We start from the raw sequence: 22,919 nt of genomic DNA, 5'->3' as shown, positions 1-22,919 counted from the left end.
CTCCATGACGACATCTTCATCAAGCTGAAGCCGACGCTTGTGAACTCGCTTTTCGCCGCCGCCCTGCTCGGCGCTGCCTTCTTCGGAAAGCCGCTGCTGAAGCAACTCTTCGACGGGGCGCTCGACCTGACCGATGAAGGCTGGATGATACTCTCCAGGCGCTGGGGATTTTTCTTTATCGTCCTCGCCATCCTCAATGAAGTCATCTGGCGGAATTTCTCCACCGACTTCTGGGTGAGCTTCAAACTCTTCGGCATCATGCCGCTGACGATGATCTTCGCCGTGGCGCAAGTCGGCGTGTTGACGCGCTATGCGGTGAAAGACGAAACGGACGTCAAGGCCGCGGACTGATCGCCCGCTTCACTGCGGCCAGAAGCTTTCTCTGCTCCGCAGCTGTCTCGACGCGGTAGCGCGTGAAGTCACCGCCTTCCCGCAGATCGGCAAACAGCCCGGCCGGATCTTCATGAAAATGCAGGAAAGACTGCCGCTGTCGGTAGAAGACGCCGCGCGTCTTTTCGCTCACACCCTCGATCTTCCGCAACTCGACGAGAAGCGGCTCCAGACGATCGAGCGCCGTGGCGGTTGCATGCTTCACATCACGACCCGTGATGAATATCGCGGTCCTTCGTCTCCGGCAGGAAGAGCGTGCCTATGACGAAGCACACACCGACGACGATGATCGGATACCAGAGTCCGTCATAAATATTGCCCGTCGCAGCTATGACGGCAAAGGCGACCGGCGGCATGAACCCGCCGAACCAGCCATTGCCGATATGATAGGGAAGCGACAGCGAGGAATAGCGGATACGCGTCGGAAACATCTCGACCAGCATGGCCGCAATCGGCCCATAGGTCATCGCGCCGAAAATGACGAGAAGACCGATGAGAAGAATGACCATCGGCTCGTTGATATCCTCATTCGCCGCCTGTGCGGGATAACCGGCGACATGAAGCGCATCGCTCAGCGCCGCGTCGAATGTGGCCGCCGCCTCGGCCGAGCCTTGCGCCTTCGCGTCATAGGCATCGATCACCGTTCCGCCGACATGAATTTGCGTCACGGCCCCGGCGCTTGCCGAAATATTGTCGTAAGGCACGCCGCGTTTGACGAGTGCGCTTTTCGCAATATCGCAGGACGAGGTGAATGCAGCCGTGCCGACTGGATTGAACTGAAAGGAGCAACCGGCCGGGTCCGCCGCGACCGTAACGGGAGACGCAGCCTGCGCACGCTCGAGCGCGGGATTCGCGAAATGGGTGATGCCGTGAAAGATCGGCATATAGCTGAGCACGGCGAGCAGGCAACCCGCCATGATGATCGGCTTGCGCCCGATGCGATCTGAAAGCATGCCGAAGATGACGAAGAACGGCGTACCGATGACAAGGCCGCCGGCGACGAGAAGATTGGCTGTTTGCGGTTCGACCTTGAGCACCTGCGTCAGGAAGATCAGCGAATAGAACTGGCCCGTATACCAGACGACCGCCTGACCCATCGACAGGCCGAAAAGCGCCAGCAACACGATCTTGAGATTGCCCCAGCGCGCGAATGATTCGCGGAGCGGCGTTTTCGATCCCTTGCCTTCAGCCTTCATCTTCTTGAAGACGGGCGACTCATCGAGCTTCAACCTGATCCACACAGACACACCGAGCAGCAGCGCGGAGAGAAGGAAAGGCACGCGCCAGCCCCAGGCGTTGAAATCCTCAGGCGTCATCACCCAGCGGCAGCCCATGATGACAAGCAGCGAGAGGAAGAGACCCACCGTCGCTGTCATCTGAATCCATGACGTATAGGCGCCGCGCTTGCCCTTGGGCGCATGCTCCGCCACATAGGTCGCCGCCCCGCCATACTCGCCGCCGATCGCGAGCCCCTGCAGCATGCGCAGAAGAACAAGACCGACCGGCGCGAGGATGCCGATCGAGCCATAGGTCGGCAGCAGGCCGACGAAGAATGTCGAAAGGCCCATGATCAGAATGGTGACGAGGAAGGTGTATTTTCGCCCGACGAGGTCGCCGAGCCGTCCGAAGACCAATGCGCCGAAAGGCCGGACCGCAAAGCCTGCCGCAAAAACGAGCAGCGCAAAAATGAAAGCCGCCGTGTCGTTGACGCCGGCAAAGAACAGCTTGGAGAAAACGGCGGCCAACGCGCCATAGACGAAAAAGTCGTACCACTCAAACATGGTGCCAAGTGAGGAGGCGAAAATAACCCGCCGCTCCTCGCTCGTCATTTTGCCAGCCGTATCCCCCGTCGCAATCGCTTCTGCCACGTTACCCTCGCCCCGTTCCCATTTGCGGGAGGAGAATGACGCGAAGAAACGATGATGACTAGGGAGCGCGTGGCGGAAAAATATTCCCCAGTTCGCCTTCGGGATTTCCAAACGGCGTTATGACAGCTTGCCCGGCAACGGATCGAAACTGCGTCAAGGCCCAGTAGACGCTAGGGAAAGCAAGCTCTTGCCATGGAATTTCATCCCAGGTGAACAGCGCAACCTCGAGGCTTTCAACGCCCGCGGAAAAATTGGGGTCGGCCAGCTCCGCGCGGTACATGATCTGCACCTGCGCGATGCGCGGTATGCTGTAGATCGCCAGCAGGTCACGAATGCGTATATCGGCATTCGCTTCCTCGCGTGCCTCCCGCCTTGCGCCGTCCTCGACGGTCTCGCCGTGCTCCATGAAACCCGCGGGCAGCGTCCAGAAGCCTTTGCGCGGTTCGATGGCGCGGCGGCAGAGCAGAAAGCGATCCCCGGAGGTGACGACCGATCCGACAACGATCTTGGGATTGTCGTAATGGATGAAACCGCAGCTATTGCATATGTCGCGGGGGAGACTGTCCCCTGTTGGCACGCGACGGCTGAAGGCAAGCTCGTTTTCCGCGCCCGGCTCTCGATGTTTCATCGCGCCGGACTTTGGTCCGCCCGCGTCTTTATTGCCGGACGCGCCCTTGCCGAGTGAATTTGTCATTTCATCTTTCCGTTAGTCCGCCCACGGAAGTAGGGGGCTCCATTAATTCGATCATTTCACCCGGATGGATAACCCGGAGAATCTGCATTTGTTCGTATCTTCCGCAACCGGACGGCACTCCGCGTCGATTTCTACGCGAGTTATACTTGCAAGAAACCCCATCGTAGGTGCATATGAAGGCCATACGGGGGAATTGCTTTGAGCCAATGTTTGAGTCGTGGCTCGCGAGTTCCTCATTAGATGGAGCCCGGTCTAGCGACAAGCGGTTTCCTGAAGTGAAACATCCGGAGGATATGAAATATGGCAGGCAAAAAGTCGACGGGAAGTTACGATCTCGAGACCTCCCTCAGCCACCTGCTGCGGCGCGCCCAACAATTCGCTTACGACCAGTTCGTGCAACAGATGGGTGAAGGCACGATCACGCCGCGTCAGTTCATCGTGCTCTTTGCCGTGAATGAAGAAGAAGGTCTGAGCCAGACCGATCTCGTCAATCGCACCGGCATCGACCGCTCGACGCTTGCTGACATGATCAGCCGCATGATTAAGAATGGCCTGCTGGCACGCAAGCGCACAGCCGAAGACGCACGCGCCAATGCCGTGCGCCTGACAGCCGCCGGACGTCGCGCATTGACGACCACCCTGCCCCGCGCGATCGCTGCGGAAAAGGCATTGCTCGAGCTTCTGCCCAAGACCGCTCAGGCCGATCTGATGCGCGGTCTTTCGCATCTTGCTTCCGCCATTGGCAGCGCCAAGGATGCGGAAAAGCCGGTTCGCGCTCGCGCCACGCGTCGTGCACCTGCCGCCGCAACGCCGCGCAAGAAGCCGGCTGCGAAGCGTACCGCTGCAAAGCGCAAAGCGTCCTGACTTCATCTGTCTTCGAGACTGACAGCGGCCCGCTGATGCAAATCAGCGGGCCGTTGCCGCTCGCAGGGCTGGAAGAATTTCGGCGTCGACGATTTTCGGCGTGAGCGGACCTACATGTTTGTAGGCAATGCGCCCCTTACCATCGACAATGTAAGTTTCCGGCACGCCATAGACGCCCCAGTCGATGGATGTTCGCCCCTTTGCATCCGCACCGACACGCGTGAACGGATTGCCAAGCTCGCCGAGAAAGCGCCGCGCGGCGTCGGGCGCGTCCTTGTAGTTGATCCCGTAAATCGGTGAGGTGGTAAGCCCTTTGAGTTCGGTGAGAACCGAATGCTCTTCACGGCAGGGCACACACCACGACGCCCAGACATTGACGATGACCGGCTCGCCCTTTCCGAAATCGGCATCCGAGAGACCCGGCAGGCCGAGCCCCTCCACGGGCGGCAGACTGAACGTCGGAACATAACGGCCGATCAGCGCCGAAGGTACGCGCGAGGGATCGCCGCGAAAAACAGCGATCAGAAACAGCGTGGCGAAAATCAGAAAAAGACCCGCCGGGATTAGCGCACGCAACCTCATGCCTGGCGATCCGGTGAGCGTGCGGGCGCGCGCTTGCGGGCGCCCTCGCCTTCAAGCGTCGCAAGCAGGGCGCGCTGGCGTTTGATGTCGCGAAGCGTGGCGACGACAAGGCCGATCATCACGATGGCGGCGAGCGCATAAGAGGGCCAGACGAAAGCCGCGTAACCGCCCATCTCTAAATAGTTTGCCATGCTCACACCTCCGCCCGCGCCAGACGCAGGGCACGCACGCGGCGACGTAAAATCTCGGCACGCATGCGCACGAGATGCAGCGTGACGAAAAAGAACGTGAAGCCGAGCGCCATGACGAGAAGCGGCACCAGCATCGACGTGGCAATCGTCGGCCCGTCGATGCGGAAGACGCTGGCGGGCTGATGCAGTGTGTTCCACCAGACGACCGAGTAATGAATGATCGGCACATTGATCGAGCCGACAAGCGCCAGCACCGCCGCCGCACGCGCGGCGCGCACCGGCTCCTCGATCGTCGCCCAGAGCGCGATATAGCCGAGATAGAGAAACAGCAGGATCAGCATGGAGGTGAGGCGCGCATCGCCCCAGACCCACCATGCACCCCACATGGGCCGTCCCCAGAGCGAGCCGGTGACGAGCGCGAGAAACGTGAAGGCGGCACCGATGGGTGCTGCAGACTTCGCGCACACATCGGCCAGCGGGTGGCGGAAGACCAGCGCCACGAATGACGCCCCCGCCATCATCATGTAGCCGAACATGGCAAGCCAGGCGGCAGGCACGTGAATGTACATAATGCGAACCGTCTCGCCCTGCTGATAGTCAGGCGGCGCGACGAACAGCGCAAAATAGAGGCCGATGGCGAGGGTCGCCGCCGTAATGAGGCTGAACGGAAGGATGAGCCGGTCCGTCAGCGCCATGAAGCGCGTCGGATTGGCGAGAGCGTGAAACCGCTGGATCGAGGTCAGGTCTGACATGCCCGTCATTTAGCGGCGCTCCTTACACAAGGGCAAGGTGTTGCGAAGGTCATTTTGCCGCGCATTATGCTCTCAAATTGGCGCGAAGGGCCGCAGCCGTGGCAACCGGCCCGATCACGAGGCTCACAAGCGCCACCGCGCCCAGAAGCAAAAGCCCCTGATGGCCCGCGCCGGGGGTCGCCGCCGCCCCGCCCGCCGCCGCAACGCCGAAGATGAGCACGGGGATATAGAAGGGCAAGACCAGCAGCGAAGCGAGCAGCCCGCCACGCCGGACGCTGACGGTGAGCGCCGCGCCTATGGCACCGAGAAAGCTCAAGGCAGGCGTGCCGACCAGCATGGCGACGACCAGCGTCTTGAAATGCGCAACCTCCAGATTGAGTAGCAGCCCGAGCAGAGGCGCGGCGACAACCAGCGGCAATCCCGTGGTGAGCCAATGCGAAATGGCCTTGGCACAAGCAGTAAGTTCAAGCGGCAATCCGCCCATGGTCAGAATGTCGAGCGTGCCGTCTTCATAGTCGGCCTGAAAAAGCCGGTCGAGCGTCAGCAGGGACGAAAGCAGCAGCGCGACCCAGAGCAGGCCCGGCGCGATCTTGCCGAGAAGATTGAGATTGGGACCGATGCCGAAAGGCACGATGCTGACGACCACGAGGAAAAAGAAAACCGCCATGCCGCCGCCGCCGCCGAGACGAACGGCAAGCTGAACATCGCGCCGCACCAGACTGAAAAAAGCGCGCGTCATGCGCTCACCTGCAGGCGCGTGACGGCAAGATCGAGCGATGTGGTTCGCACGAGCCCGAGATCCTGATGTGTCGCAGCGACAATGAGCCCGCCGCTTTCCAGATGCTGCTCCATCGCGGCAACGAGGCGCGCAAGGCTCGCCCGATCAAGCGCCACGCTCGGCTCATCGAGCAGCCAGATCGGGCGCGGCGCAATCACCAGCCGCGACAAGGCCAGACGGCGACGCTGCCCCGCCGAGAGATAGGCGACAGGCAGATCGGCCAGCGGCGCCAGATCGAACACATCGAAGGCATCGTCAATATTGCGCTCCGTGCCACCGAGAAACCCCGCCCAGAAATCTGCCGTCTCGCGCACACTCATCGCGCTCTTCAACGCATCGAGATGGCCGATGTAATGGGCCTGTTCCGACAATGTCGCTTCCGCCTCGCCGCCATCAAGCGCGAGGCTGCCACCTGCAATATCGACCAGACCGGCGATCTGGCGCAGCAGGCTCGACTTGCCCGCGCCGTTGGGGCCCGTCACCACGAGCGCCTCGCCACCGGCAATGGCAAAGGAAAGACCTTCGAAAACCACGCGACCGCCACGCACACAGGCGAGATCGCGTGCAACGAGACGCAGCGCCGTTTCAAATTTCATCGAAACGTCCGCCCCGGCCCTTGCCTGCGGCGAAACGCGCCGCGCCCTTCACCGTCTCTCCGGTGATGAGAACCTTGCGGCCATGCTCAAGCTCATTGGCCATGGCGCGGTCATATGGCAGATCCCACTGCTCATAGGCCGACATGCGGTCGTGTTTCAGGCAAAGCTGGGGAAAGCGCGCAATGTCATGGGCCAGACGCTCGGCTTCCGCCCGCCCCTCGCCCTTCGCCACGACGCGATTGGCAAGCCCCATCTGAAGCGCTTCCTCGGCATTGACCGGGCGACCCGTCAGGATCAGATCCATCGCGCGCGAATGACCGATGAGGCGCGGCAGGCGTACCGTTCCGCCATCGATCAGCGGCACACCCCAGCGACGGCAGAAAACGCCCATGATTGCATCGGCTTCGACGACACGCATGTCGCACCAGAGCGCCAGTTCGAGCCCGCCTGCGACCGCATGACCGGCAATCGCCCCGATGACGGGCTTCGACAACACCATCCGCGATGGACCCATCGGCCCGTCCGTGGCGAGACGATCGAATTCGAGGCCCGTCCCCGGCACGGTGATGAGATTGCCCCGCTGCGCCGCTTCCGCCTGACTGCCCGCTGCAACCGCCTTGAGATCGGCCCCGGCGCAAAATGTTCCGTGATCGCCGACAAAGACGGCCACAAGCGCCTCGTCATCCTTCTCGAAAGCGAGAAAAGCGTCGGCCAGCGCGGCAGCCGTCGGCCTGTCGACCGCATTGCGCACCTCTTTCCGGTTCAGAATAACAGTCGTCACCGGACCGTTTTTTTCAATGCGCACCGCATCCATGCCGCTTCTCCGTTTCAATTGCCTGCGAACAATTATCGCCTGTTGCGACCCGGCGTAACCATAGCCTTCGAATGGGAAAGACATTATAGTCGCGCCCGTCAAGCATATAGGCCCATTGGCACGGAAAGCGGCGGCGATTTCCAATGCCGGTCTCGCGCATTTTCCCGCGCGGGCGGCACGCAGAAGCGACACCCCCACCTTCCGCCTCACCAGCCCCGGGCTCGCATCATCGAGGAACATTCCATGGCAAAGAAGGCCCCAGCGAAGGCCAAGACGAAGGCAAAGAAACCGGCGACGGCGAAGAAGCCCGCTGGCAAAGCCGTAAAGGCAAAGCCTGCCGCAAAGAATGCGACGGCCAAGAAGACAAAGCCGGTCGCAAAGAAAGCGCCTGCCAAAAAGACCCCTGCGGCCAAGAAGGCCACAGTGAAGGCGAAGCCCGCCGCGAAGAAGAAGCCGATTGCCAAGAAGCCGGTTGCTAAGAAAGCCGTCGCCGCGAAGAAGCCCGCAGCGAAGAAAGCCGCCCCGAAAAAGGCGGCCGTGAAGAAGCCGGCGGCAAAGAAGCCCGCCGCCAAAAAGGCAGCGCCGAAGAAAGCCGCTCCCAAAAAAGCCGTCGCCAAAAAGGCCGCACCGAAGAAGGTTGCGCCGAAAAAGGCGATAGCAAAGAAGGCGGCTCCGAAGAAGGCAGCGCCGACGAAAGTTGCAGCAAAGAAGTCCGCGCCGAAAAAACCCGTCGCGAAGAAGGCAGCAGCACCGAAAGCCGCAGCTCGCAAGCCTGCGGCCGCCGCCAAGCCCGTTGCCAGGCCCGCCGCGAAAAGCCGCAAGGCTCCTTCCGTCAAGCAGAACGCCGCTGGCAACAGCTTCGGCGCCAAGCAGACGCTGAAGGTCGGCAAGCGCAGCTACACCTATTACAGCCTCAAGGCTGCCGAGAAGAATGGCCTCAGCGGCACCTCGCGGCTCCCCTTCTCGCTGAAGGTGCTGCTTGAGAACCTGTTGCGCTTCGAAGACAACCGCACCGTCAAGGCCGACGACATCCGCGCGATGAAGACGTGGCTCAAGACGCGCACCTCGGATCGCGAAATCGCCTATCGCCCGGCACGCGTGCTGATGCAGGACTTCACCGGCGTTCCCGCCGTCGTCGATCTTGCAGCCATGCGCGACGCGGTGAAGACACTGGGCGGCGATCCCAAGCGCATCAACCCGCTGGTCCCCGTCGATCTCGTCATCGACCACTCGGTCATGGTCGACAAGTTCGGCACGCCGCAATCCTTCCACCAGAACGTCGAAATCGAATATCAGCGCAACCGCGAACGCTATGAGTTCCTGCGCTGGGGCTCCAAGGCCTTCGACAATTTCCGCGTCGTTCCGCCGGGAACCGGCATCTGCCACCAGGTGAACCTCGAATATCTCGCCCAGACCGTCTGGACGAAGACGGAAGGCAAGGAAGAGATCGCCTATCCCGATACCTGTGTCGGCACGGACAGCCACACGACCATGGTCAACGGCCTTGCCGTTCTGGGCTGGGGCGTGGGCGGCATCGAGGCGGAAGCCGCGATGCTTGGCCAGCCTGTCTCGATGCTCATCCCTGAAGTCATCGGCTTCAAGCTGACGGGCAAGCTCAATGAAGGCGTCACGGCGACCGACATGGTGCTCACCGTCACGCAGATGCTTCGCAAGAAGGGCGTCGTCGGCAAGTTCGTCGAATATTACGGCTCGGGCCTCGACAATCTGACGCTCGAAGATCGCGCCACCATCGCCAACATGGCGCCGGAATATGGTGCGACCTGCGGCTTCTTCCCGATCGACAACGAGACGCTGAAATATCTGAAAGCCACCGGCCGTTCGGATGAACGCATCGCTCTCGTCGAAGCCTATGCGAAGGCACAGGGCATGTTCCGCGAAAAGAACACGCCCGATCCCGTCTTCACCGACACGCTGGCGCTCGACCTCACCTCGGTCGTGCCGAGCCTTGCCGGTCCGAAGCGTCCGCAGGATCGCGTTTCGCTCGTCGATGTTTCCAAGAGCTTCGCTGTCTCGCTCGACAAGGAATTCGGCAAGCCGAATGCCGGTGACGCGCGCGTGCCGGTCGAAGGAAAAGACTTCGACCTTGGTCACGGCGACGTCGTGATTGCGGCCATCACCTCCTGCACCAACACGTCCAATCCGAACGTGCTGGTGGCCGCCGGTCTCGTCGCGCGCAATGCGCGTCGTCTCGGCCTCAAGGTGAAGCCCTGGGTGAAAACCTCGCTCGCGCCGGGCTCGCAAGTCGTCACCGACTATCTGACGAAGTCCGGCCTCCAGGCCGATCTCGACGCCATGGGCTTCGATCTCGTCGGCTATGGCTGCACGACCTGCATCGGCAACTCAGGCCCGCTGTCGAACGAAATCAGCCAGGCGATCAACAAGAACGATCTGGTCGCGGCAGCCGTTCTGTCCGGCAACCGCAATTTCGAGGGCCGCGTCAGCCCCGATACCAAGGCGAACTATCTCGCCTCTCCGCCGCTCGTCGTCGCTTACGCGCTGGCGGGTTCGGTGAAGATCGATCTTGCAACGGAGCCGCTCGGAACGGGCAGCAACGGCCAGCCGGTCTATCTCAAGGACATCTGGCCCTCCACGAAGGAAATCTCCGAGACGGTGCGCGCCTGCGTGACGCCGGAAATGTTCCGCAAGCGCTATGGCAACGTCTTCGACGGCGACGCCAACTGGCAGAGCATCAAGCTCACCGAGGGCCTGACCTATGACTGGGACAGCGCTTCCACCTATGTGCAGAACCCGCCCTATTTCGAGGACCTCTCGCGGGATCTGACGCCGATGGTGGATGTGGAGAAGGCTCGCGTGCTCGGCCTCTTTGCCGACTCGATCACGACCGACCACATCTCGCCCGCCGGTAACATCAAGGTGCAGAGCCCGGCTGGCTCCTACCTCAACTCCAAGCAGGTCGGCGCTCAGGACTTCAACTCCTATGGCGCACGTCGCGGCAATCATGAAGTGATGATGCGCGGCACCTTCGCCAATATCCGCATCAAGAACCAGATGCTGAAGGGGATCGAAGGCGGCCTGACCAAGCTTGAGCCCGAAGGCACGCAGATGCCGATCTACGACGCGGCGATGGAATACAAGCGCCGTGGTACGCCGCTGGTGATCTTCGCCGGCAAGGAATATGGCACCGGATCGTCGCGCGACTGGGCGGCGAAGGGCACCATGCTCCTCGGCGTCAAGGCGGTCATCGCCCAGAGCTTCGAGCGCATCCACCGCTCGAACCTCGTCGGCATGGGCATTGCGCCCCTGCAGTTCATCGGCGACATGAGCTGGCAGACGCTTGGCCTCGACGGCACCGAGATCATCACGGTCGAAGGCCTGAAGGACGTGAAGCCGCGCGCCAAGGTGAAGTTGACCATCGAGCGTGCGAACGGCGCGACAGAGACGGTCGACGTCATCTGCCGCATCGATACGCAGGATGAGCTCGACTACTACGCCAATGGCGGCATCCTGCAATACGTTCTGCGCAGGCTCGCAGCGTAAGCTCTGGCGACACACGAAAAGAAAGGGCGCTCTGCAAGGAGCGCCCTTTTTGTTTGTGGAATAACTGCCGGAATATCACCCGTCATCCCGGGACTTGTTCCCGGGATCCATGGCGTATCGACAACCGGCGAAGAAAGATGGGTCCCGGGAACAAGTCCCGGGACGACACTGAATATCTATTGGATGTTGCTATCGAAGCGCAGGCGCCGCGGCTACTCCGGCAATCCGCCTTCATGCGTCAGCAGATCCATCGACTGCGTGAGCTGCGAGCCTGCCGCCTGCGGAAGCTTGTAGGCCCAGGGCGCCGTGCGGGCGGTGATGGCGGCAGCTTTTGCTTCCGCTGCTTTCATGTCCGTTCCCGGCGCGACCAGCGCGGGATCGGCGACCGCTTCCACCTTGGCCCAGAGCGCGCCGCCGCCGCCCGTCATGGTCAGCGACAGCCTCAGCCCGTCAAAGGTTTCGAAGACGGCCTTGGGCGAAGTATCGGGAAAAAGGAGCGAGGCAACAGGCGTTGCATCGTCAAAGGCAAGATCGACGATCGAGGTCGCCGCGCCATTGACGATCGGCGCACCGCGCGTCGTGCGGCCTTTGGGAATATCGGCAAGCGTGAAGTCGTTCTCGTCTTTCGACGCGCGCGACATGACGACGGGATGATCGGTCCCTGCCCAGAGCGTCACGCGCTTGATCTCGTCGCGCGAGACGTCGAGGAAAGTCTGATCGAGCCAGTCCTGCGCGCTCTGAATGAGAGGCAGGCGGCCGCGTGCAAGCCAGGTCTGATCCTCGCCATCGCGGCGGACATAGATCATGCCCTCGCCGCGCGCATCGACGGTTTGCTCCGGCACCTTGCCTGCAAGCAGCGCCACCATCTTGGTGCCATCCTTGGCGAAGAACTCGACGCGGCTGGAAGTGCCGAGGCTTTCGGGCGCAAGAAGGCCGAGATTGCGGTGCCATTCGGGACGCGCCGTGCGCGGCTCATAAAGAACGAGTTCCGAAACGCCGATCAGCGCCTTTCGCACAAGGTCCTGCCGCGCGGGATAATCCTTGCGCTCCACGACGACCCATTTTCCATCGTCGCCGCGTACCAGCGTGATCTTTTCCGATTCACGCATGCCGCGCGCCAGCGTGTAGCGGATCTTGGCAACCTGATCGAGCTTCGTCTCAAGCCCTGGATACATCTGCACGGGCGTGAACTGCACGCGCACGCCGCGCTCCTGCACCGAGACCGCGACGACCGAGGCCGTCACAGCAATGACAGCCGCCGCGCCAAGCAGGATGAGATTGCGCAGCGGCTTGTTCTTGCGAATGCCTTGAAGGGAGGTGGTCATGGCTCAGATCCCCTTCGCGGCGCGCGCCTTGCGGCGGCGATGGCGAACAATTGCAATCCCTATCGCAATGAAGGCGACAAGGATCGGCATGAGCGCGACATTGACGAAACGCACATTGCTTGCGAGCCGGTCGATGTCGCGGCGCAGATTGCGCTGAACATCGCGAAGCGCCTTGCGGCTGGTGAGAAGCTCCGCACGAAACTTGGCCGCTTCTTCCTGCGCATGGGCGGAAGGCGCAGATTGCCCGTCGCCGGTCTGCGTCTGCAGCACGGTCAGATGCTGCTCGACCTCGGTGATGCGTGCCTTGAGGCGTTCCTGCTCGGCAAGGAAATGCCGTTCGGCCGCACGACGCAGATTGTCGACGACGACGAACGGCCTGTCGGCCCGCGCCCGCGCCCTGAGTGAAATCAGATCGTCCGATCCCATCAGATTGTCGATGGCGGACAATACGAACTGTGCATTATCGGCAATGGGCTGGGCAACGCGCTGGCCGTCATAATCCTGCGCCTGCACCCAGAAACGATCATCGAAAAGATCGCTGTCCGCAACGACGATGATATTGGCATCGCCTTTGGCTTCAGTCACATATGCGTCAGGCTTGTCGCGCGAATCCGAACGCTGTGTCTGGTCGCCGCCTTCCTTCAGCTCAGGCGCGGCACTATAGGCGCTCTTGATCGGCCCGGAAACGCGCGCCGCGATCACATAGCGCTCGCCCGTCGGCTTGAAGGCCTGCAGCAGTTCATCGGGCGTTGGACCGGACTTGATGAAATTGAGATTGTAAGGCTCCGCCTCATCCGACGACCAGAACAGCGGCGTGAAATGCGTCGTCGCGCCTTCGACCGGCTTCAGCGAACCCACCGTCGCAAGGTTGAGATGATCGACATTGGCGGTGACGATGTCATTCGCGTCGAAATTGCTCTTCGGCACGGTCAGCCACAGAACATAGTCGCTCGTCTGGCGGCGCGCATCGAGGCCGGTCTGCACGCGCATGGCAAGCTTGCGGTCGCCGATGACGTGCTTTGAGTCGAACTGGATGCCCCATTGATTGAGCAGCGGCGCGAGATCGGAGGCTTCCGTATAGCCCTGCACCGGACGCCCATCGGCGCCTGACGTGAGGCTGACTTCCGAATGCGGATCGACGAAGGCGAGAACGCGACCGCCGCGCATGACGAACTGGTCGATGGCGTAAAGCGTATTGGTGTCGAGCTGGCGAGGATGCGCGATCAGAAGCACATCGACGTCCTTGGGAACCTTGACGAAGGCCTGCTCGAGAAAATTGATCTCGAAGCGGTTGCGCAGCTCTTCATAGATCATGAAGGGCTTCGACTTGCCGCGCATAGCTTCCATCAGCCCACCGGCGCCCGTATCCATCGGCAGATTGGTCACGATGCCGAGCACAGGCTTTTTCGGACGGGTAAGGTTCTGAATGAGGCGCGTCACGTCATATTCGAGATATTGCTGACGCTCATCGGCAAAGAAGGGAATCTGTTCGATACCGTCGACGAGATTGGTGCCGACAAGACCGAAATAGATGATGTCGCCCTCAGTCGTCCGCGCGCCCTTGAGGCCGAGCGACATGGCCAGATCCTCATCGCTCGAATAAGGCTCGGGGTCGATCACTTCCAGAATGACCTTGCCGTTGGAGCGATTGCGCACTTCCTGCAGCAAATCGCGCACGCGGTTCGCATAGGTGCGGATCTGCGGATATTCGTTGGCGAGGCGTTCGGAGAAGAAGAACTTCAGCGTGATCGGCTCGTCGATCTTGTGCAGCACATTCTCCGTGCCTTGCGACAGCGTGAAGAGCTTGTTCTGCGTGAGATCGACCTGCGCCGAACGGAAGACGATATTCGAGAAAAGATTGATCGCCAGAAACAGAACGGCGAGCAGCACGAGCATCGCGATGCGGTAGCCGGAGCGGAGATGCGTTTGTTGCATGATGCTCACCCGGCCTTCTTCATGTCGACAACGATGCCGCAAGCAATGAGCCAGACGGAAATCAGCGAGCCGAAATAGATCACGTCGCGCAAGTCGATGACGCCTTGGGTGATCGCCGTGAAATGCGTGAGGAAGGAGAACGACGCGATGGTGTTCAGGACCTGCTGCGGCGCCCAGCTCGAGAAGAAGTCGATGACGAGCGGCAGACCCGAGACCGTGAAGAGGAAGCAGACGACGACGCTGACGACAAAGGCGATGACCTGATTTTTCGTCGTTGCCGAAAGGCAGGAGCCGATGGCGAGATAACCGCCCGCGAGGAAGAAGCTGCCGACATAGCCCGCGAGAATGACGCCATTGTCCGGATTGCCGAGATAATTGACCGTGAGCCACATCGGAAAGGTGAGTGCGAGCGCGATGCCGGAGAAAACCCAGGCGGCCAGAAACTTGCCGAGCACTGCTGCCCAGAGCGGAACGGGCAGCGACAGCAACAGTTCGATGGAGCCGGTGCGGCGCTCTTCCGCCCAGAGGCGCATCGAGATCGCGGGGATCAGGAAGAGGTAAAGCCAGGGATGAAAGTTGAAGAAGATCTGCAGATCGGCCGAACCGCTCTCGAAATAGCCGCCCATATAGAAGGTGAAGGCGCCCATCGTGAAGAGAAACACGACGATGAAAATGAACGCGAGCGGCGTCGCGAAATAGCCGCCCAACTCGCGGCGAAATACGGCAGCAAGCTCTCTCATGCAGCGCTCTTTCCCGGCTGGTCCTGACCGGCCTCGTCGACATCGGAGCGCGTGAGCGCGCGGAAAACTTCATCAAGACGGCCCGGCTCGCCGTAAAGCGCGCGCACCGGCCAATTCTGCTCGCGCGCCACGCGGGCAACCGCATCGATCAGACCAACCTCGGCGGCAACCGTTTCGGTCGCCGTGCCGCGCGCGGTGAAGAGCGTCAGAACCGTTTCCGTTCCGCGCGGTATGACCTCGATGGTCACGACGCCCGGCAGCGCCTTCAGCGCCTCGGCGGCATTGACCGTCAACTGGCCACCGACCGTCAGCGTGACGGCATTGTGATAGCGCGACCGCGAGATGAGTTCGGCAGGGGTGCCGTCCGCGACGACGCGGCCCCGGTCGATGATCAGCGCGCGCGAACAGATCGCATCGACCTCTTCGAGAATATGCGTCGAGATGATGATCGCCTTGTCCGCCGACATGCGCTGGATGAGCTTGCGCACTTCATGCTTCTGGTTCGGATCGAGACCATCGGTCGGCTCGTCCATGATCAGCACGGGCGGATTGTGCAGGATGGCCTGCGCCAGCCCGACGCGGCGGCGAAACCCCTTGGAAAGCGTATCGATCGGCTGATCGAGCACGCCCTGCAACTCGGTCGCGGCAACAGCCTGCGCAATGGCGGCGTCGGCAGCAGCGCCTGAGAGCGCGCGCACGCGTGAAATGAATTTGAGAAAAGCGCGCGGCGTCATATCGCCATAGGCAGGCGCGCCTTCCGGCAAATAGCCAATGGTGCGCTGCGCGGCCAGCGTGTCGGACACGACGTCATATCCGCAGACACGCGCCGATCCTTCGCTCGGCGACAGGAAGCCCGTCACCATTTTCATCGTCGTGGATTTGCCCGCGCCATTCGGCCCGAGAAAGCCCAGCACCTCGCCGCGTGCGACAGTGAAGCTGATGCGATCCACGGCCGTGAAGGGACCGAAACGCTTTGTGAGCCCATCGATCACAATCATGGCGTCGCTCGACGCGGCACCTGACTGGCTCGCTGTTTTGATACGGAACTGGGTAATGACGTTTTCTCCCCGAAGGCGCGCGAAAGCATACGCAACCTCGCCTCCCCAAAGCCTTTGAACGATGTTTAGGGCAAGCCCGCCCACCCCTCAAGTGAAAGATGTTTCATGCATATCGCGCACTTTGCGAGATGCGATGCATTGCGCGCGCATAAAAGAAATCGCCGCATGGAGGGGGGATCCATGCGGCGACTGGTATTGCAGTCTTGGAGAGCATTGCCCCACAAAATTCTGGGGGGAAGGGTGGCCCGGCCCTCAAATTCCATCCCGGTGGGGCTGGGGGGCTGATGATACCGGAACGTCCAAGAGGACCGGGCCAGTGAGGCAACGATCAGATAATGGGGGGCCTATGTGTCCTCGCAAGGGCTGAAAAAAGGCAATATTGTGATCCCTTAAAATTCGCAAAAACGCTCAAAGAGTGAGACTATTGGCAGGTTCGGTGGGTTTCTTCGAAGGGATTTCAGCGCATGAGCGACGTTACACAAGACCCCGCGCCCACACCCCTGACCCTCGTGAAAAAGTCGCCCCCGCGCGAGCCCGACATCTCCTTCACCCGCGCCGAGCTTGAAGCCATTCTCTCCGTTTACGGTCGCAAGGTCATTGAAGGCGAATGGCGTGATTACGCGATCGGCACCTTTCGCGAAGTCGCTGTTTTCGCCGTTCACCGCCGAACCAGCGAGCAACCGCTTTTCCGCATCGAGAAACGTCCCAAGCTCGCCCAGCGCCAGGGCGCCTATAGCGTCGTTGCCGCCAGCGGCCTCGTCATGAAGCGCGGGCATGAACTCAAGCAGGTGCTGAAAGTCTTCGAGAAACGCGCCTTGCGCATCGTCGACGCCTGAGCGATCCGCAGTCCAAAATGAAAAGCCCCGGTGTTTCCACCGGGGCTTTTGCGTCTAGACAGGTTGCGCTCGACGATTAGCGACGGTCGCCGAGGAACTGCAGCAGGAACATGAACATGTTGATGAAGTCGAGGTAGAGCGCGAGAGCGCCCATGATCGCCTTCTTGCTGGCAGTGGCGAGGCTGTCGCCTTCGAAATACATGCTCTTGATGCGCTGCGTGTCATAGGCGGTCAGGCCGGCGAAAATCAGAACGCCGAGCACCGACACCGCAAACTGCAGGGCCGAACTCTGAAGGAAGATATTCACGAGCGAGGCAATGATGAGGCCGATCACGCCCATGAACAGGAACGAACCCATGGCCGTGAGATCACGCTTCGTCGTGTAGCCATAGAGGCTGAGCGAACCGAAGGTGGCTGCGGTCACGAAGAAGGTCTGCGTGATGCTGGCGCCCGTATAGATAAGAAACACGCTCGACAGCGACAGGCCCATGAGACCCGCAAACGACCAGAACGAAATCTGGGCCGCGGCAATGCTCATCTTGGAAATGCGGGCACTGAGGAAAAATACGAGACCGAGCGGCGCAAGCATAACGACCCACTTCAGCGGGCTCGCATAAAGCGCCTGGCCGACGGATGACAGCGAGAGCACGCCATTGGTGTCGATCACCGCGGCCTGAAACGCCAGCCACGCCACAACGCCGGTGATGGCAAGGCCACCCGCCATGTAGTTGTAGACACTGAGCATGTAGCTGCGCAGACCCTGGTCGATCGCGGAATCTTGCGCGCCGACGCCCGTCTGCATCCGGTTCTGGTCGAAATTGGCCATATCTGTGCACCCTCCTGATAGTGCTGGCATTGAATATCGGAACTTACGCCGCACAATTCAAGGTGAAATGCCCTGCCCGCGCCGCTTCGTCAATATTACGAAATCATAATATTGTCAGCGACTTAACCTATTCGGCGCGAAGGCTCCGCGCCGTAGGCACCGAGAGCACCCGCCAGGTTCCCAGAAGGCCGAGCCCGACGGTCGCCAATGTCGCGCCGAGAACGGTGAGCGCCAGCGTCCCGGGGAGAAAATTCCAGGGCAACTCCATGACCCGCGCAACGACGATATAGGCGGCAATAGTCCCGGCAAAGGCGGCGATCAGCGCCGTGGCAAGGCCGAGCGCGGCATATTCGCGAACATAGATGCCGAGGATCCGCGCGCGGCTCGCGCCAAGCACCTTCAGGATCACCGCATCGCGAACGCGGGCGCGAAACCCCGCCGCCATCGCGCCGCCAAGCACCAGCACGCCTGAAAGCAGCGTGATGCCGCCCGTTGCCCTGACCGCGAGGGAAAACTGGTCGAGCATTTTGTTGACCGCGTCCAGCGCCTCCTTGACGCGCACGGAGGTCACATTGGGAAAGCGCGATGTCACTTCGCGCTCCAGCGCCTCTTCGCCGTCGGCCCCCATCGTCACGGTCGCAAGCTCCGTATGGGGCGCCGCTTCAAGCGAGCCGGGCGAGAAGACCATGACGAAATTGATGCCGAGGCTGCGCCAGTCGATCTCGCGCGTATTGGCAAGCCGCGCCTCGATTTCCCGGCCAAGCACATTGACGGTGAGCGTATCGCCAAGCGAAAGCCCGAGCCCCTGGGCAAGCTCATGATCGAAGGAGACGAGCAGCGGGCCTTTGTAGTTTTCCGGCCACCACTCGCCGCTGGCAAGTTTCGAATTGTCGGGCATGGCGGCGGAATAGGTGATGCCGCGATCGCCTTGCAGCGCCCATTGCGCATTGGGCGCGGGCTTCAGCTTCTCGGCTGCAATTCCTTTTGCCGCAACGATGCGGCCGCGCAGCATCGGCACGCGCTCGAACTTCGTGACATTGGGCGCGCTGCGCACCAGCGCCTCGAGCGGTGCGGACTGGTCCGGCTGAATATCGACAAAGAAGAAGGAGGGCGCACGACCGGGAAGATCATGCGCGATCTCGCCCGTCAGATTTCCATTGATGAGCGAAACCGTGACGAGAAGCGTCAGGCCAAGCCCGAGCGACAGCATGACGGCGGGCGTCGGTGCGCCGGGACGATGAAGATTGGCAAGTGCGAGGCGCATTTCGGGCGAACGCGCTTTCATGCGTGCCGCCAGCGCCATGACGCCATTGGCCGCAAGCCGCAGAACAAAAAAGACCGCAGCCGCACCTGCAACAAACCAGAGCGCGAAATAGGGCTGCTCGGCAGTCGCCACGGCAAGCGCGCCGAGCATGAGAAGCGCGCCGACCGTCGCCGCAACATAGACCGGCTTTGGAAAACGCCGCTCCGGCGCGATGAGATCGCGGAAGAGACTGGTCGGCGGCACTTCCCGCGCCCGCGCAAGCGGCCAGATGGCAAAGGCAAGTGCCGTCAGCACGCCATAAGCTGCCGCAAGAAGCAGCGGACCCGAATAAAGCCCAAGCGCCGCCGGCACTGGAATGAGGTCGCCCGCCAGTGCTTGCAGCACAAAGGGAATTGCCGCGCCGATGGCAAGGCCGATTGCGATGCCGATAAATGCCAGCACCATCACCTGAATGAGATAGAGGCGGAAGATCAATGCGCCCGGCGCGCCGAGCGATTTGAATATCGCGATCACCTCGCGCTTGCCGTCGAGATAGGACTTCACCGCATTGGCAACGCCGACGCCGCCAACGACCAGCGCCGTCAATCCGACGAAGCCAAGAAACAGCGCAACGCGCGTGACGAAACGCCGAACGCTCGGCGCGCTGTCGGTGCGATCCTGAATGCGCCAGCCCGCATCGGGGAATTGTTTCTGAAGTGCCGCAACCCACGACTTTATCGAAGCCGTCTCGCGCATCGCCTCGGGCAGTCGCAAACGGTAGTGATAGGAGACAAGACTGCCGGGCTGAATGAGCGCTGTCGAGGCAAGCGCGTCGGCACCGATCATCACGCGAGGGCCGAGCGCAAAGCCGTCGCCGACGCGATCGGGCTCATGCGCGATCTCGCCGCGCAGTTCGAACGTTGCCGAACCGACCTTGATATCATCGCCGATCTTCGCATCGAGCCGCGCAATAAGATTGCGCTCAGCCACGGCGCCATAGCGCCCGTTGCGCAAGGCGAGCGCATCGGCGAGCGGCATATCGGGCTTCAGACGCATCGCCCCATAAAGCGGATAAAGCCCGTCAACGGCCTTCAGCTCGACAAGACTCTGCTTGTCCGCCGTGCGCGCCATTGCCCGCATTTCGGCGGAACGCGAAAGCACATTGCCTTTGGAAATGGCGGCGAGTTCGGCAGCGCTCGCCTCGCGATGCAGAAGCCGCACATCGACATCGCCGCCGAGAATATCCTGCCCGCGCTCGGCAAGCCCGCGTGTCAGCGCCGTCGAAACCGAGCCGACACCCGCAATCGCTGCGACACCAAGCGCGAGACAGGCGATGAAAATGCGAAAGCCCGCAAGCCCGCCGCGCAATTCGCGCCGCGCGAGACGAATGGCAAGTCCGAGCGGCGCATCGCTCATGCGCTGACGCCCGCTCGCATATCCGTCCGCTCGACAAGCCCGTCGCGCAAGCGCACGACCTGCTCGCAGCGTGCCGCCAGATGCTCGTCATGGGTAATCAGAACAAGCGTCGTTCCCTTGCGCGCATGAAGATCGAACATCAGCTCGATGATCTCCGCGCCCGTCGTCTGGTCGAGATTGCCCGTCGGCTCGTCCGCCAGAAGAATCGCGGGGTCGCCGATGACCGCACGAGCGAGCGCCACACGCTGCTGCTCGCCGCCAGACAATTGCCCCGGATAATGCGTCAGCCGATGGCCGAGGCCGACCAGCTTCAATTCCTCTTCGGCCCGCGCGAAAGCATCGCGCCGTCCGGCAAATTCAAGCGGGATCGCAACATTCTCAAGCGCCGTCATGGTCGGCACGAGATGGAAAGACTGAAAGACAATCCCTACATTCTGTCGGCGGAAGCGCGCGAGCCCATCCTCGCCGAGCCGCGTCAGATCCTCGCCCGCGACCCTCACCCCGCCCTCGCTCGGGCGCTCAAGCCCCGCCAGCACCATAAGGAGCGTCGACTTGCCCGAACCGGAAGGCCCAACCAGCCCCGCCGTCGCACCACGCGCGACTTTGAGGTCGATCCCGCGCAATATGTTGACCAGACCCGCCGCGCTCGGCAGGCTGAGTTTCAAACCTTCAAGTTCGATGATGAATTCGCTCAAGCGCTTTAAACCCTCCATGCCCCTTCGCCCATATGGCATGTTTGCCTTGTTTTACAAGCAAACGACAGCGGCAATGCTGCTTTGCGCGGCATTGGTCTGGCTTGCGCTCTCCCCTGCCCTGGCAGCCGAAAAGCCCCTCACCATCGTCGCATTCGGCGACAGTCTGACGGCTGGCTATTTGCTCGGACCCGGCGAAGGCTTCGTGCCGCAACTTCAAAAGGCCCTGCGCGCCAAGGGGCATAACAATGTCGTGATCGCCGATGCGGGTGTCTCGGGAGATACCAGTTCGGGCGGCCTCGCCCGGCTCGACTGGGGCGTCGGCCCCGGCACGAGCGCCGTCATTCTGGAGCTTGGCGCCAATGACGCGCTCCGCGGCGTCGACCCCGAACTCACCCGCGCAAACCTTGAAGAAATCCTCAGCCGCCTGCAGAAACGGAATATCCCCGTTCTCCTCGCGGGCATGCTCGCGCCGCCCAATATGGGCGCGGATTACGGCAAGGCCTTCGACGCGATATATCCGCAGCTTGCGGCGAAATACGGCGCCGTGTTTTATCCCTTCTTTCTGGACGGGGTGGCGGCGGAGAAGAAGTTCACGCTTGATGACGGCATGCATCCAAACGCCGAAGGTGTCGCCGTCATGGTGAAACGCATTTTGCCCAAGGTCGAGGCGCTGATCGCAAAGACGGGCGTCACGGCGCAGGGCAACTGAAGACATTCCAAATCGACAACAAGAAACATTCTCTGGGGGCATACGCATGAACTATCGCAAACTCGGCCGCACCGACCTGAAGGTCAGCGAAATCTGTCTTGGCACCATGACCTGGGGCGAGCAGAACACCGAAGCCGACGGCCACGCGCAAATGGACTACGCCATTTCCGAAGGCGTGAATTTCTTCGACACGTCGGAAATGTATGCCGTGCCGCCGAAGCCCGAGACGCAGGGCGCAACCGAAAAAATCATCGGCACATGGTTCAAGGCGCGCAAGAACCGCGACAAGGTGATCCTCGCAACCAAGGTCGCGGGCCGCTCACCGATGAACTGGTTGCGCGACGACAAGTCCGGCACCGAGCATAGCCGTGCCCAGATTTTCGAGGCCGTGGACAAGAGCCTGAAACGTCTGCAAACGGATTATATTGATCTCTACCAGCTTCACTGGCCGGACCGTCCCGTCTCGCTTTTCGGCGGCCACGGCCTCACCTACAAGCATGTCGAGGCGGAGACGCATGCAATCGAGGATATTCTCGCCTCGCTCGCCGAAGTCGTGAAATCCGGCAAGGTGCGCCACGTCGCGCTGTCGAACGAAACGCCCTGGGGCACAATGAAGTTCGTGCGCGAGGCCGATACGAAAGGCCTTCCCCGCGTCCAGTCGATCCAGAACGCCTATAACCTGCTCAACCGGACTTTCGAACTCGGCGGCGCGGAAATCGCTCATCGTGAAGACGTGGGCCTGCTCGCCTATTCGCCGCTGGCGCAAGGTTATCTCACCGGCAAGTACCAGAACGGCGCGTTGCCTCAGGGCTCACGCAAGCAGCTCTTCAATCGCCTGCAGCGTTATGAAAGCGCGCAAGCCGCCTCCGCCATCGACCAGTATCTAGCCGTTGCGAAAAAGCACGGGCTCGACGCCTCGCAAATGGCCAACCAGTTCGCCACCACGCGTTCTTTCGTGACCTCGAACATCATCGGCGCGACGACGATGGAGCAATTGAAGCTCGCCGTCACATCGCGTCACGTCAAATGGACCGACGAGCTGGAAAAGGACGTGAACGCCGTTCACGCCAAGCAGCCGAACCCCTGTC

22 protein-coding genes are annotated in these 22,919 nt (G+C 61.5%); 6 read left to right on the top strand and 16 right to left on the bottom strand.

Annotation, left to right across the window (positions count from 1 at the left end; all coding sequences use genetic code 11):
• On the top strand, window positions 1–351 hold a 351-nt coding region (locus WA943_RS01280; protein WP_424467904.1), incomplete at its 5' end, for an inner membrane-spanning protein YciB.
• On the opposite strand, the gene WA943_RS01275 is transcribed toward WA943_RS01280, so the two are convergent.
• From WA943_RS01275 to WA943_RS01265, 3 genes are all read right to left on the bottom strand, one after another.
• Window positions 335–595 carry a hypothetical protein gene (locus tag WA943_RS01275; RefSeq protein WP_424467902.1) on the bottom strand — a complete coding sequence of 87 codons (261 nt, stop codon included), beginning with the start codon at window positions 593–595 and terminating at the stop codon, window positions 335–337. The two genes, WA943_RS01280 and WA943_RS01275, sit on opposite strands and share 17 nt — an antisense overlap.
• 1 nt (window position 596) lies before the next feature.
• Entirely contained in the window at window positions 597–2,219 is a 1,623-nt protein-coding gene (locus WA943_RS01270) for an MFS transporter (RefSeq protein WP_424467906.1), read from the bottom strand.
• Between the two features lie 97 nt (window positions 2,220–2,316).
• A complete protein-coding gene (locus WA943_RS01265) occupies window positions 2,317–2,952 on the bottom strand; it encodes an NUDIX domain-containing protein (RefSeq protein WP_424467900.1) in 636 nt (211 codons plus the stop codon).
• Window positions 2,953–3,252: 300 nt separating this feature from the next.
• On the opposite strand from WA943_RS01265, the gene WA943_RS01260 reads away from it, so the two are divergent.
• Window positions 3,253–3,816 (top strand): MarR family winged helix-turn-helix transcriptional regulator, encoded by a 564-nt coding sequence (locus WA943_RS01260; RefSeq protein WP_424467898.1) that lies wholly within the window; start codon window positions 3,253–3,255, stop codon window positions 3,814–3,816.
• A 42-nt stretch (window positions 3,817–3,858) separates the two neighbouring features.
• Here the strand turns inward: WA943_RS01260 and WA943_RS01255 are convergent, their stop codons facing one another.
• Genes WA943_RS01255 through WA943_RS01230 form a run of 6 tightly spaced genes read right to left on the bottom strand, consistent with a single transcriptional unit; the run spans window position 3,859 to window position 7,529 of the window.
• Window positions 3,859–4,398: a DsbE family thiol:disulfide interchange protein gene (locus tag WA943_RS01255; protein WP_424467896.1), complete on the bottom strand. Its 540-nt coding sequence runs from the start codon at window positions 4,396–4,398 to the stop codon at window positions 3,859–3,861.
• The gene (ccmD, locus tag WA943_RS01250) at window positions 4,395–4,589 is read right to left on the bottom strand and encodes a heme exporter protein CcmD (RefSeq protein ID WP_424467894.1); all 195 of its coding nucleotides are present in this window, start codon (window positions 4,587–4,589) and stop codon (window positions 4,395–4,397) included. The genes WA943_RS01255 and ccmD overlap by 4 nt, the downstream gene beginning before the upstream one ends.
• 2 nt (window positions 4,590–4,591) lie before the next feature.
• Window positions 4,592–5,350: a heme ABC transporter permease gene (locus WA943_RS01245; RefSeq protein WP_424467892.1), complete on the bottom strand. Its 759-nt coding sequence runs from the start codon at window positions 5,348–5,350 to the stop codon at window positions 4,592–4,594.
• Between the two features lie 55 nt (window positions 5,351–5,405).
• Complete coding sequence (ccmB, locus tag WA943_RS01240) at window positions 5,406–6,080, bottom strand: heme exporter protein CcmB (protein ID WP_424467890.1); 675 nt, start codon at window positions 6,078–6,080, stop codon at window positions 5,406–5,408.
• On the bottom strand, window positions 6,077–6,715 hold the full coding sequence (gene ccmA, locus WA943_RS01235; protein WP_424467888.1) for a heme ABC exporter ATP-binding protein CcmA: 639 nt from the start codon (window positions 6,713–6,715) through the stop codon (window positions 6,077–6,079). Before ccmA ends, ccmB begins: the two co-directional genes overlap by 4 nt.
• Entirely contained in the window at window positions 6,705–7,529 is an 825-nt protein-coding gene (locus tag WA943_RS01230; protein ID WP_424467886.1) for a crotonase/enoyl-CoA hydratase family protein, read from the bottom strand. The genes ccmA and WA943_RS01230 overlap by 11 nt, the downstream gene beginning before the upstream one ends.
• A 243-nt stretch (window positions 7,530–7,772) precedes the next feature.
• Between WA943_RS01230 and acnA the strand changes: the two genes are divergently transcribed.
• Window positions 7,773–11,048: an aconitate hydratase AcnA gene (gene acnA / locus WA943_RS01225; protein ID WP_424467884.1), complete on the top strand. Its 3,276-nt coding sequence runs from the start codon at window positions 7,773–7,775 to the stop codon at window positions 11,046–11,048.
• 212 nt (window positions 11,049–11,260) lie between these two features.
• Here the strand turns inward: acnA and WA943_RS01220 are convergent, their stop codons facing one another.
• From WA943_RS01220 to WA943_RS01205, 4 genes are read right to left on the bottom strand one after another with little or no spacing between them, the layout of a single operon-like run.
• Complete coding sequence (locus WA943_RS01220; RefSeq protein ID WP_424467882.1) at window positions 11,261–12,373, bottom strand: DUF4340 domain-containing protein; 1,113 nt, start codon at window positions 12,371–12,373, stop codon at window positions 11,261–11,263.
• Between the two features lie 3 nt (window positions 12,374–12,376).
• Entirely contained in the window at window positions 12,377–14,308 is a 1,932-nt protein-coding gene (locus WA943_RS01215; RefSeq protein ID WP_424467880.1) for a Gldg family protein, read from the bottom strand.
• 5 nt (window positions 14,309–14,313) lie between these two features.
• On the bottom strand, window positions 14,314–15,048 hold the full coding sequence (locus WA943_RS01210) for an ABC transporter permease subunit (RefSeq protein WP_424467878.1): 735 nt from the start codon (window positions 15,046–15,048) through the stop codon (window positions 14,314–14,316).
• Window positions 15,045–16,046: an ABC transporter ATP-binding protein gene (locus WA943_RS01205; protein ID WP_424467876.1), complete on the bottom strand. Its 1,002-nt coding sequence runs from the start codon at window positions 16,044–16,046 to the stop codon at window positions 15,045–15,047. Before WA943_RS01205 ends, WA943_RS01210 begins: the two co-directional genes overlap by 4 nt.
• A gap of 524 nt (window positions 16,047–16,570) precedes the next feature.
• Between WA943_RS01205 and WA943_RS01200 the strand changes: the two genes are divergently transcribed.
• On the top strand, window positions 16,571–16,942 hold the full coding sequence (locus WA943_RS01200; RefSeq protein ID WP_424467874.1) for a DUF2794 domain-containing protein: 372 nt from the start codon (window positions 16,571–16,573) through the stop codon (window positions 16,940–16,942).
• 76 nt (window positions 16,943–17,018) lie between these two features.
• Here the strand turns inward: WA943_RS01200 and WA943_RS01195 are convergent, their stop codons facing one another.
• The 3 genes from WA943_RS01195 to WA943_RS01185 all read right to left on the bottom strand — a co-directional run bounded on the left by WA943_RS01195 (window position 17,019) and on the right by WA943_RS01185 (window position 21,140).
• Window positions 17,019–17,768, bottom strand: coding sequence for a Bax inhibitor-1/YccA family protein (locus WA943_RS01195; protein WP_424467872.1), 750 nt, complete (start codon window positions 17,766–17,768; stop codon window positions 17,019–17,021).
• 127 nt (window positions 17,769–17,895) lie between these two features.
• Window positions 17,896–20,427: an ABC transporter permease gene (locus tag WA943_RS01190; RefSeq protein WP_424467870.1), complete on the bottom strand. Its 2,532-nt coding sequence runs from the start codon at window positions 20,425–20,427 to the stop codon at window positions 17,896–17,898.
• Window positions 20,424–21,140 (bottom strand): ABC transporter ATP-binding protein, encoded by a 717-nt coding sequence (locus WA943_RS01185; RefSeq protein WP_424467868.1) that lies wholly within the window; start codon window positions 21,138–21,140, stop codon window positions 20,424–20,426. The genes WA943_RS01190 and WA943_RS01185 overlap by 4 nt, the downstream gene beginning before the upstream one ends.
• A 28-nt stretch (window positions 21,141–21,168) precedes the next feature.
• On the opposite strand from WA943_RS01185, the gene WA943_RS01180 reads away from it, so the two are divergent.
• Both WA943_RS01180 and WA943_RS01175 read left to right on the top strand, forming a co-directional pair.
• Window positions 21,169–21,831, top strand: a complete 663-nt coding sequence (locus tag WA943_RS01180) for an arylesterase (RefSeq protein WP_424467866.1) — start codon at window positions 21,169–21,171, stop codon at window positions 21,829–21,831.
• A 46-nt stretch (window positions 21,832–21,877) separates the two neighbouring features.
• On the top strand, window positions 21,878–22,919 hold a 1,042-nt coding region (locus tag WA943_RS01175), incomplete at its 3' end, for an aldo/keto reductase (RefSeq protein WP_424467864.1).

The sequence above is a fragment of the Parvibaculum sp. genome, from assembly GCF_049651025.1.
In the GTDB taxonomy this organism is placed as follows: domain Bacteria; phylum Pseudomonadota; class Alphaproteobacteria; order Parvibaculales; family Parvibaculaceae; genus Parvibaculum.
The sequence above is the reverse complement of the archived record's forward strand: the minus strand, read 5'-3'. Positions and strand labels throughout refer to the sequence as shown.

Excerpts from the sequence above, each read along its gene's own strand:
- WA943_RS01270 (WP_424467906.1), bottom strand. The coding sequence starts at position 2,219 with ATGACGAGCGAGGAGCGGCGGGTTATTTTCGCCTCCTCACTTGGCACC.
- WA943_RS01265 (WP_424467900.1), bottom strand. The coding sequence starts at position 2,952 with ATGACAAATTCACTCGGCAAGGGCGCGTCCGGCAATAAAGACGCGGGC.
- WA943_RS01260 (WP_424467898.1), top strand. The coding sequence starts at position 3,253 with ATGGCAGGCAAAAAGTCGACGGGAAGTTACGATCTCGAGACCTCCCTC.
- WA943_RS01255 (WP_424467896.1), bottom strand. The coding sequence starts at position 4,398 with ATGAGGTTGCGTGCGCTAATCCCGGCGGGTCTTTTTCTGATTTTCGCC.
- ccmD (WP_424467894.1), bottom strand. The coding sequence starts at position 4,589 with ATGGCAAACTATTTAGAGATGGGCGGTTACGCGGCTTTCGTCTGGCCC.
- WA943_RS01245 (WP_424467892.1), bottom strand. The coding sequence starts at position 5,350 with ATGACGGGCATGTCAGACCTGACCTCGATCCAGCGGTTTCACGCTCTC.
- ccmB (WP_424467890.1), bottom strand. The coding sequence starts at position 6,080 with ATGACGCGCGCTTTTTTCAGTCTGGTGCGGCGCGATGTTCAGCTTGCC.
- ccmA (WP_424467888.1), bottom strand. The coding sequence starts at position 6,715 with ATGAAATTTGAAACGGCGCTGCGTCTCGTTGCACGCGATCTCGCCTGT.
- WA943_RS01230 (WP_424467886.1), bottom strand. The coding sequence starts at position 7,529 with ATGGATGCGGTGCGCATTGAAAAAAACGGTCCGGTGACGACTGTTATT.
- acnA (WP_424467884.1), top strand. The coding sequence starts at position 7,773 with ATGGCAAAGAAGGCCCCAGCGAAGGCCAAGACGAAGGCAAAGAAACCG.
- WA943_RS01220 (WP_424467882.1), bottom strand. The coding sequence starts at position 12,373 with ATGACCACCTCCCTTCAAGGCATTCGCAAGAACAAGCCGCTGCGCAAT.
- WA943_RS01215 (WP_424467880.1), bottom strand. The coding sequence starts at position 14,308 with ATGCAACAAACGCATCTCCGCTCCGGCTACCGCATCGCGATGCTCGTG.
- WA943_RS01210 (WP_424467878.1), bottom strand. The coding sequence starts at position 15,048 with ATGAGAGAGCTTGCTGCCGTATTTCGCCGCGAGTTGGGCGGCTATTTC.
- WA943_RS01205 (WP_424467876.1), bottom strand. The coding sequence starts at position 16,046 with ATGATTGTGATCGATGGGCTCACAAAGCGTTTCGGTCCCTTCACGGCC.
- WA943_RS01200 (WP_424467874.1), top strand. The coding sequence starts at position 16,571 with ATGAGCGACGTTACACAAGACCCCGCGCCCACACCCCTGACCCTCGTG.
- WA943_RS01195 (WP_424467872.1), bottom strand. The coding sequence starts at position 17,768 with ATGGCCAATTTCGACCAGAACCGGATGCAGACGGGCGTCGGCGCGCAA.
- WA943_RS01190 (WP_424467870.1), bottom strand. The coding sequence starts at position 20,427 with ATGAGCGATGCGCCGCTCGGACTTGCCATTCGTCTCGCGCGGCGCGAA.
- WA943_RS01185 (WP_424467868.1), bottom strand. The coding sequence starts at position 21,140 with ATGGAGGGTTTAAAGCGCTTGAGCGAATTCATCATCGAACTTGAAGGT.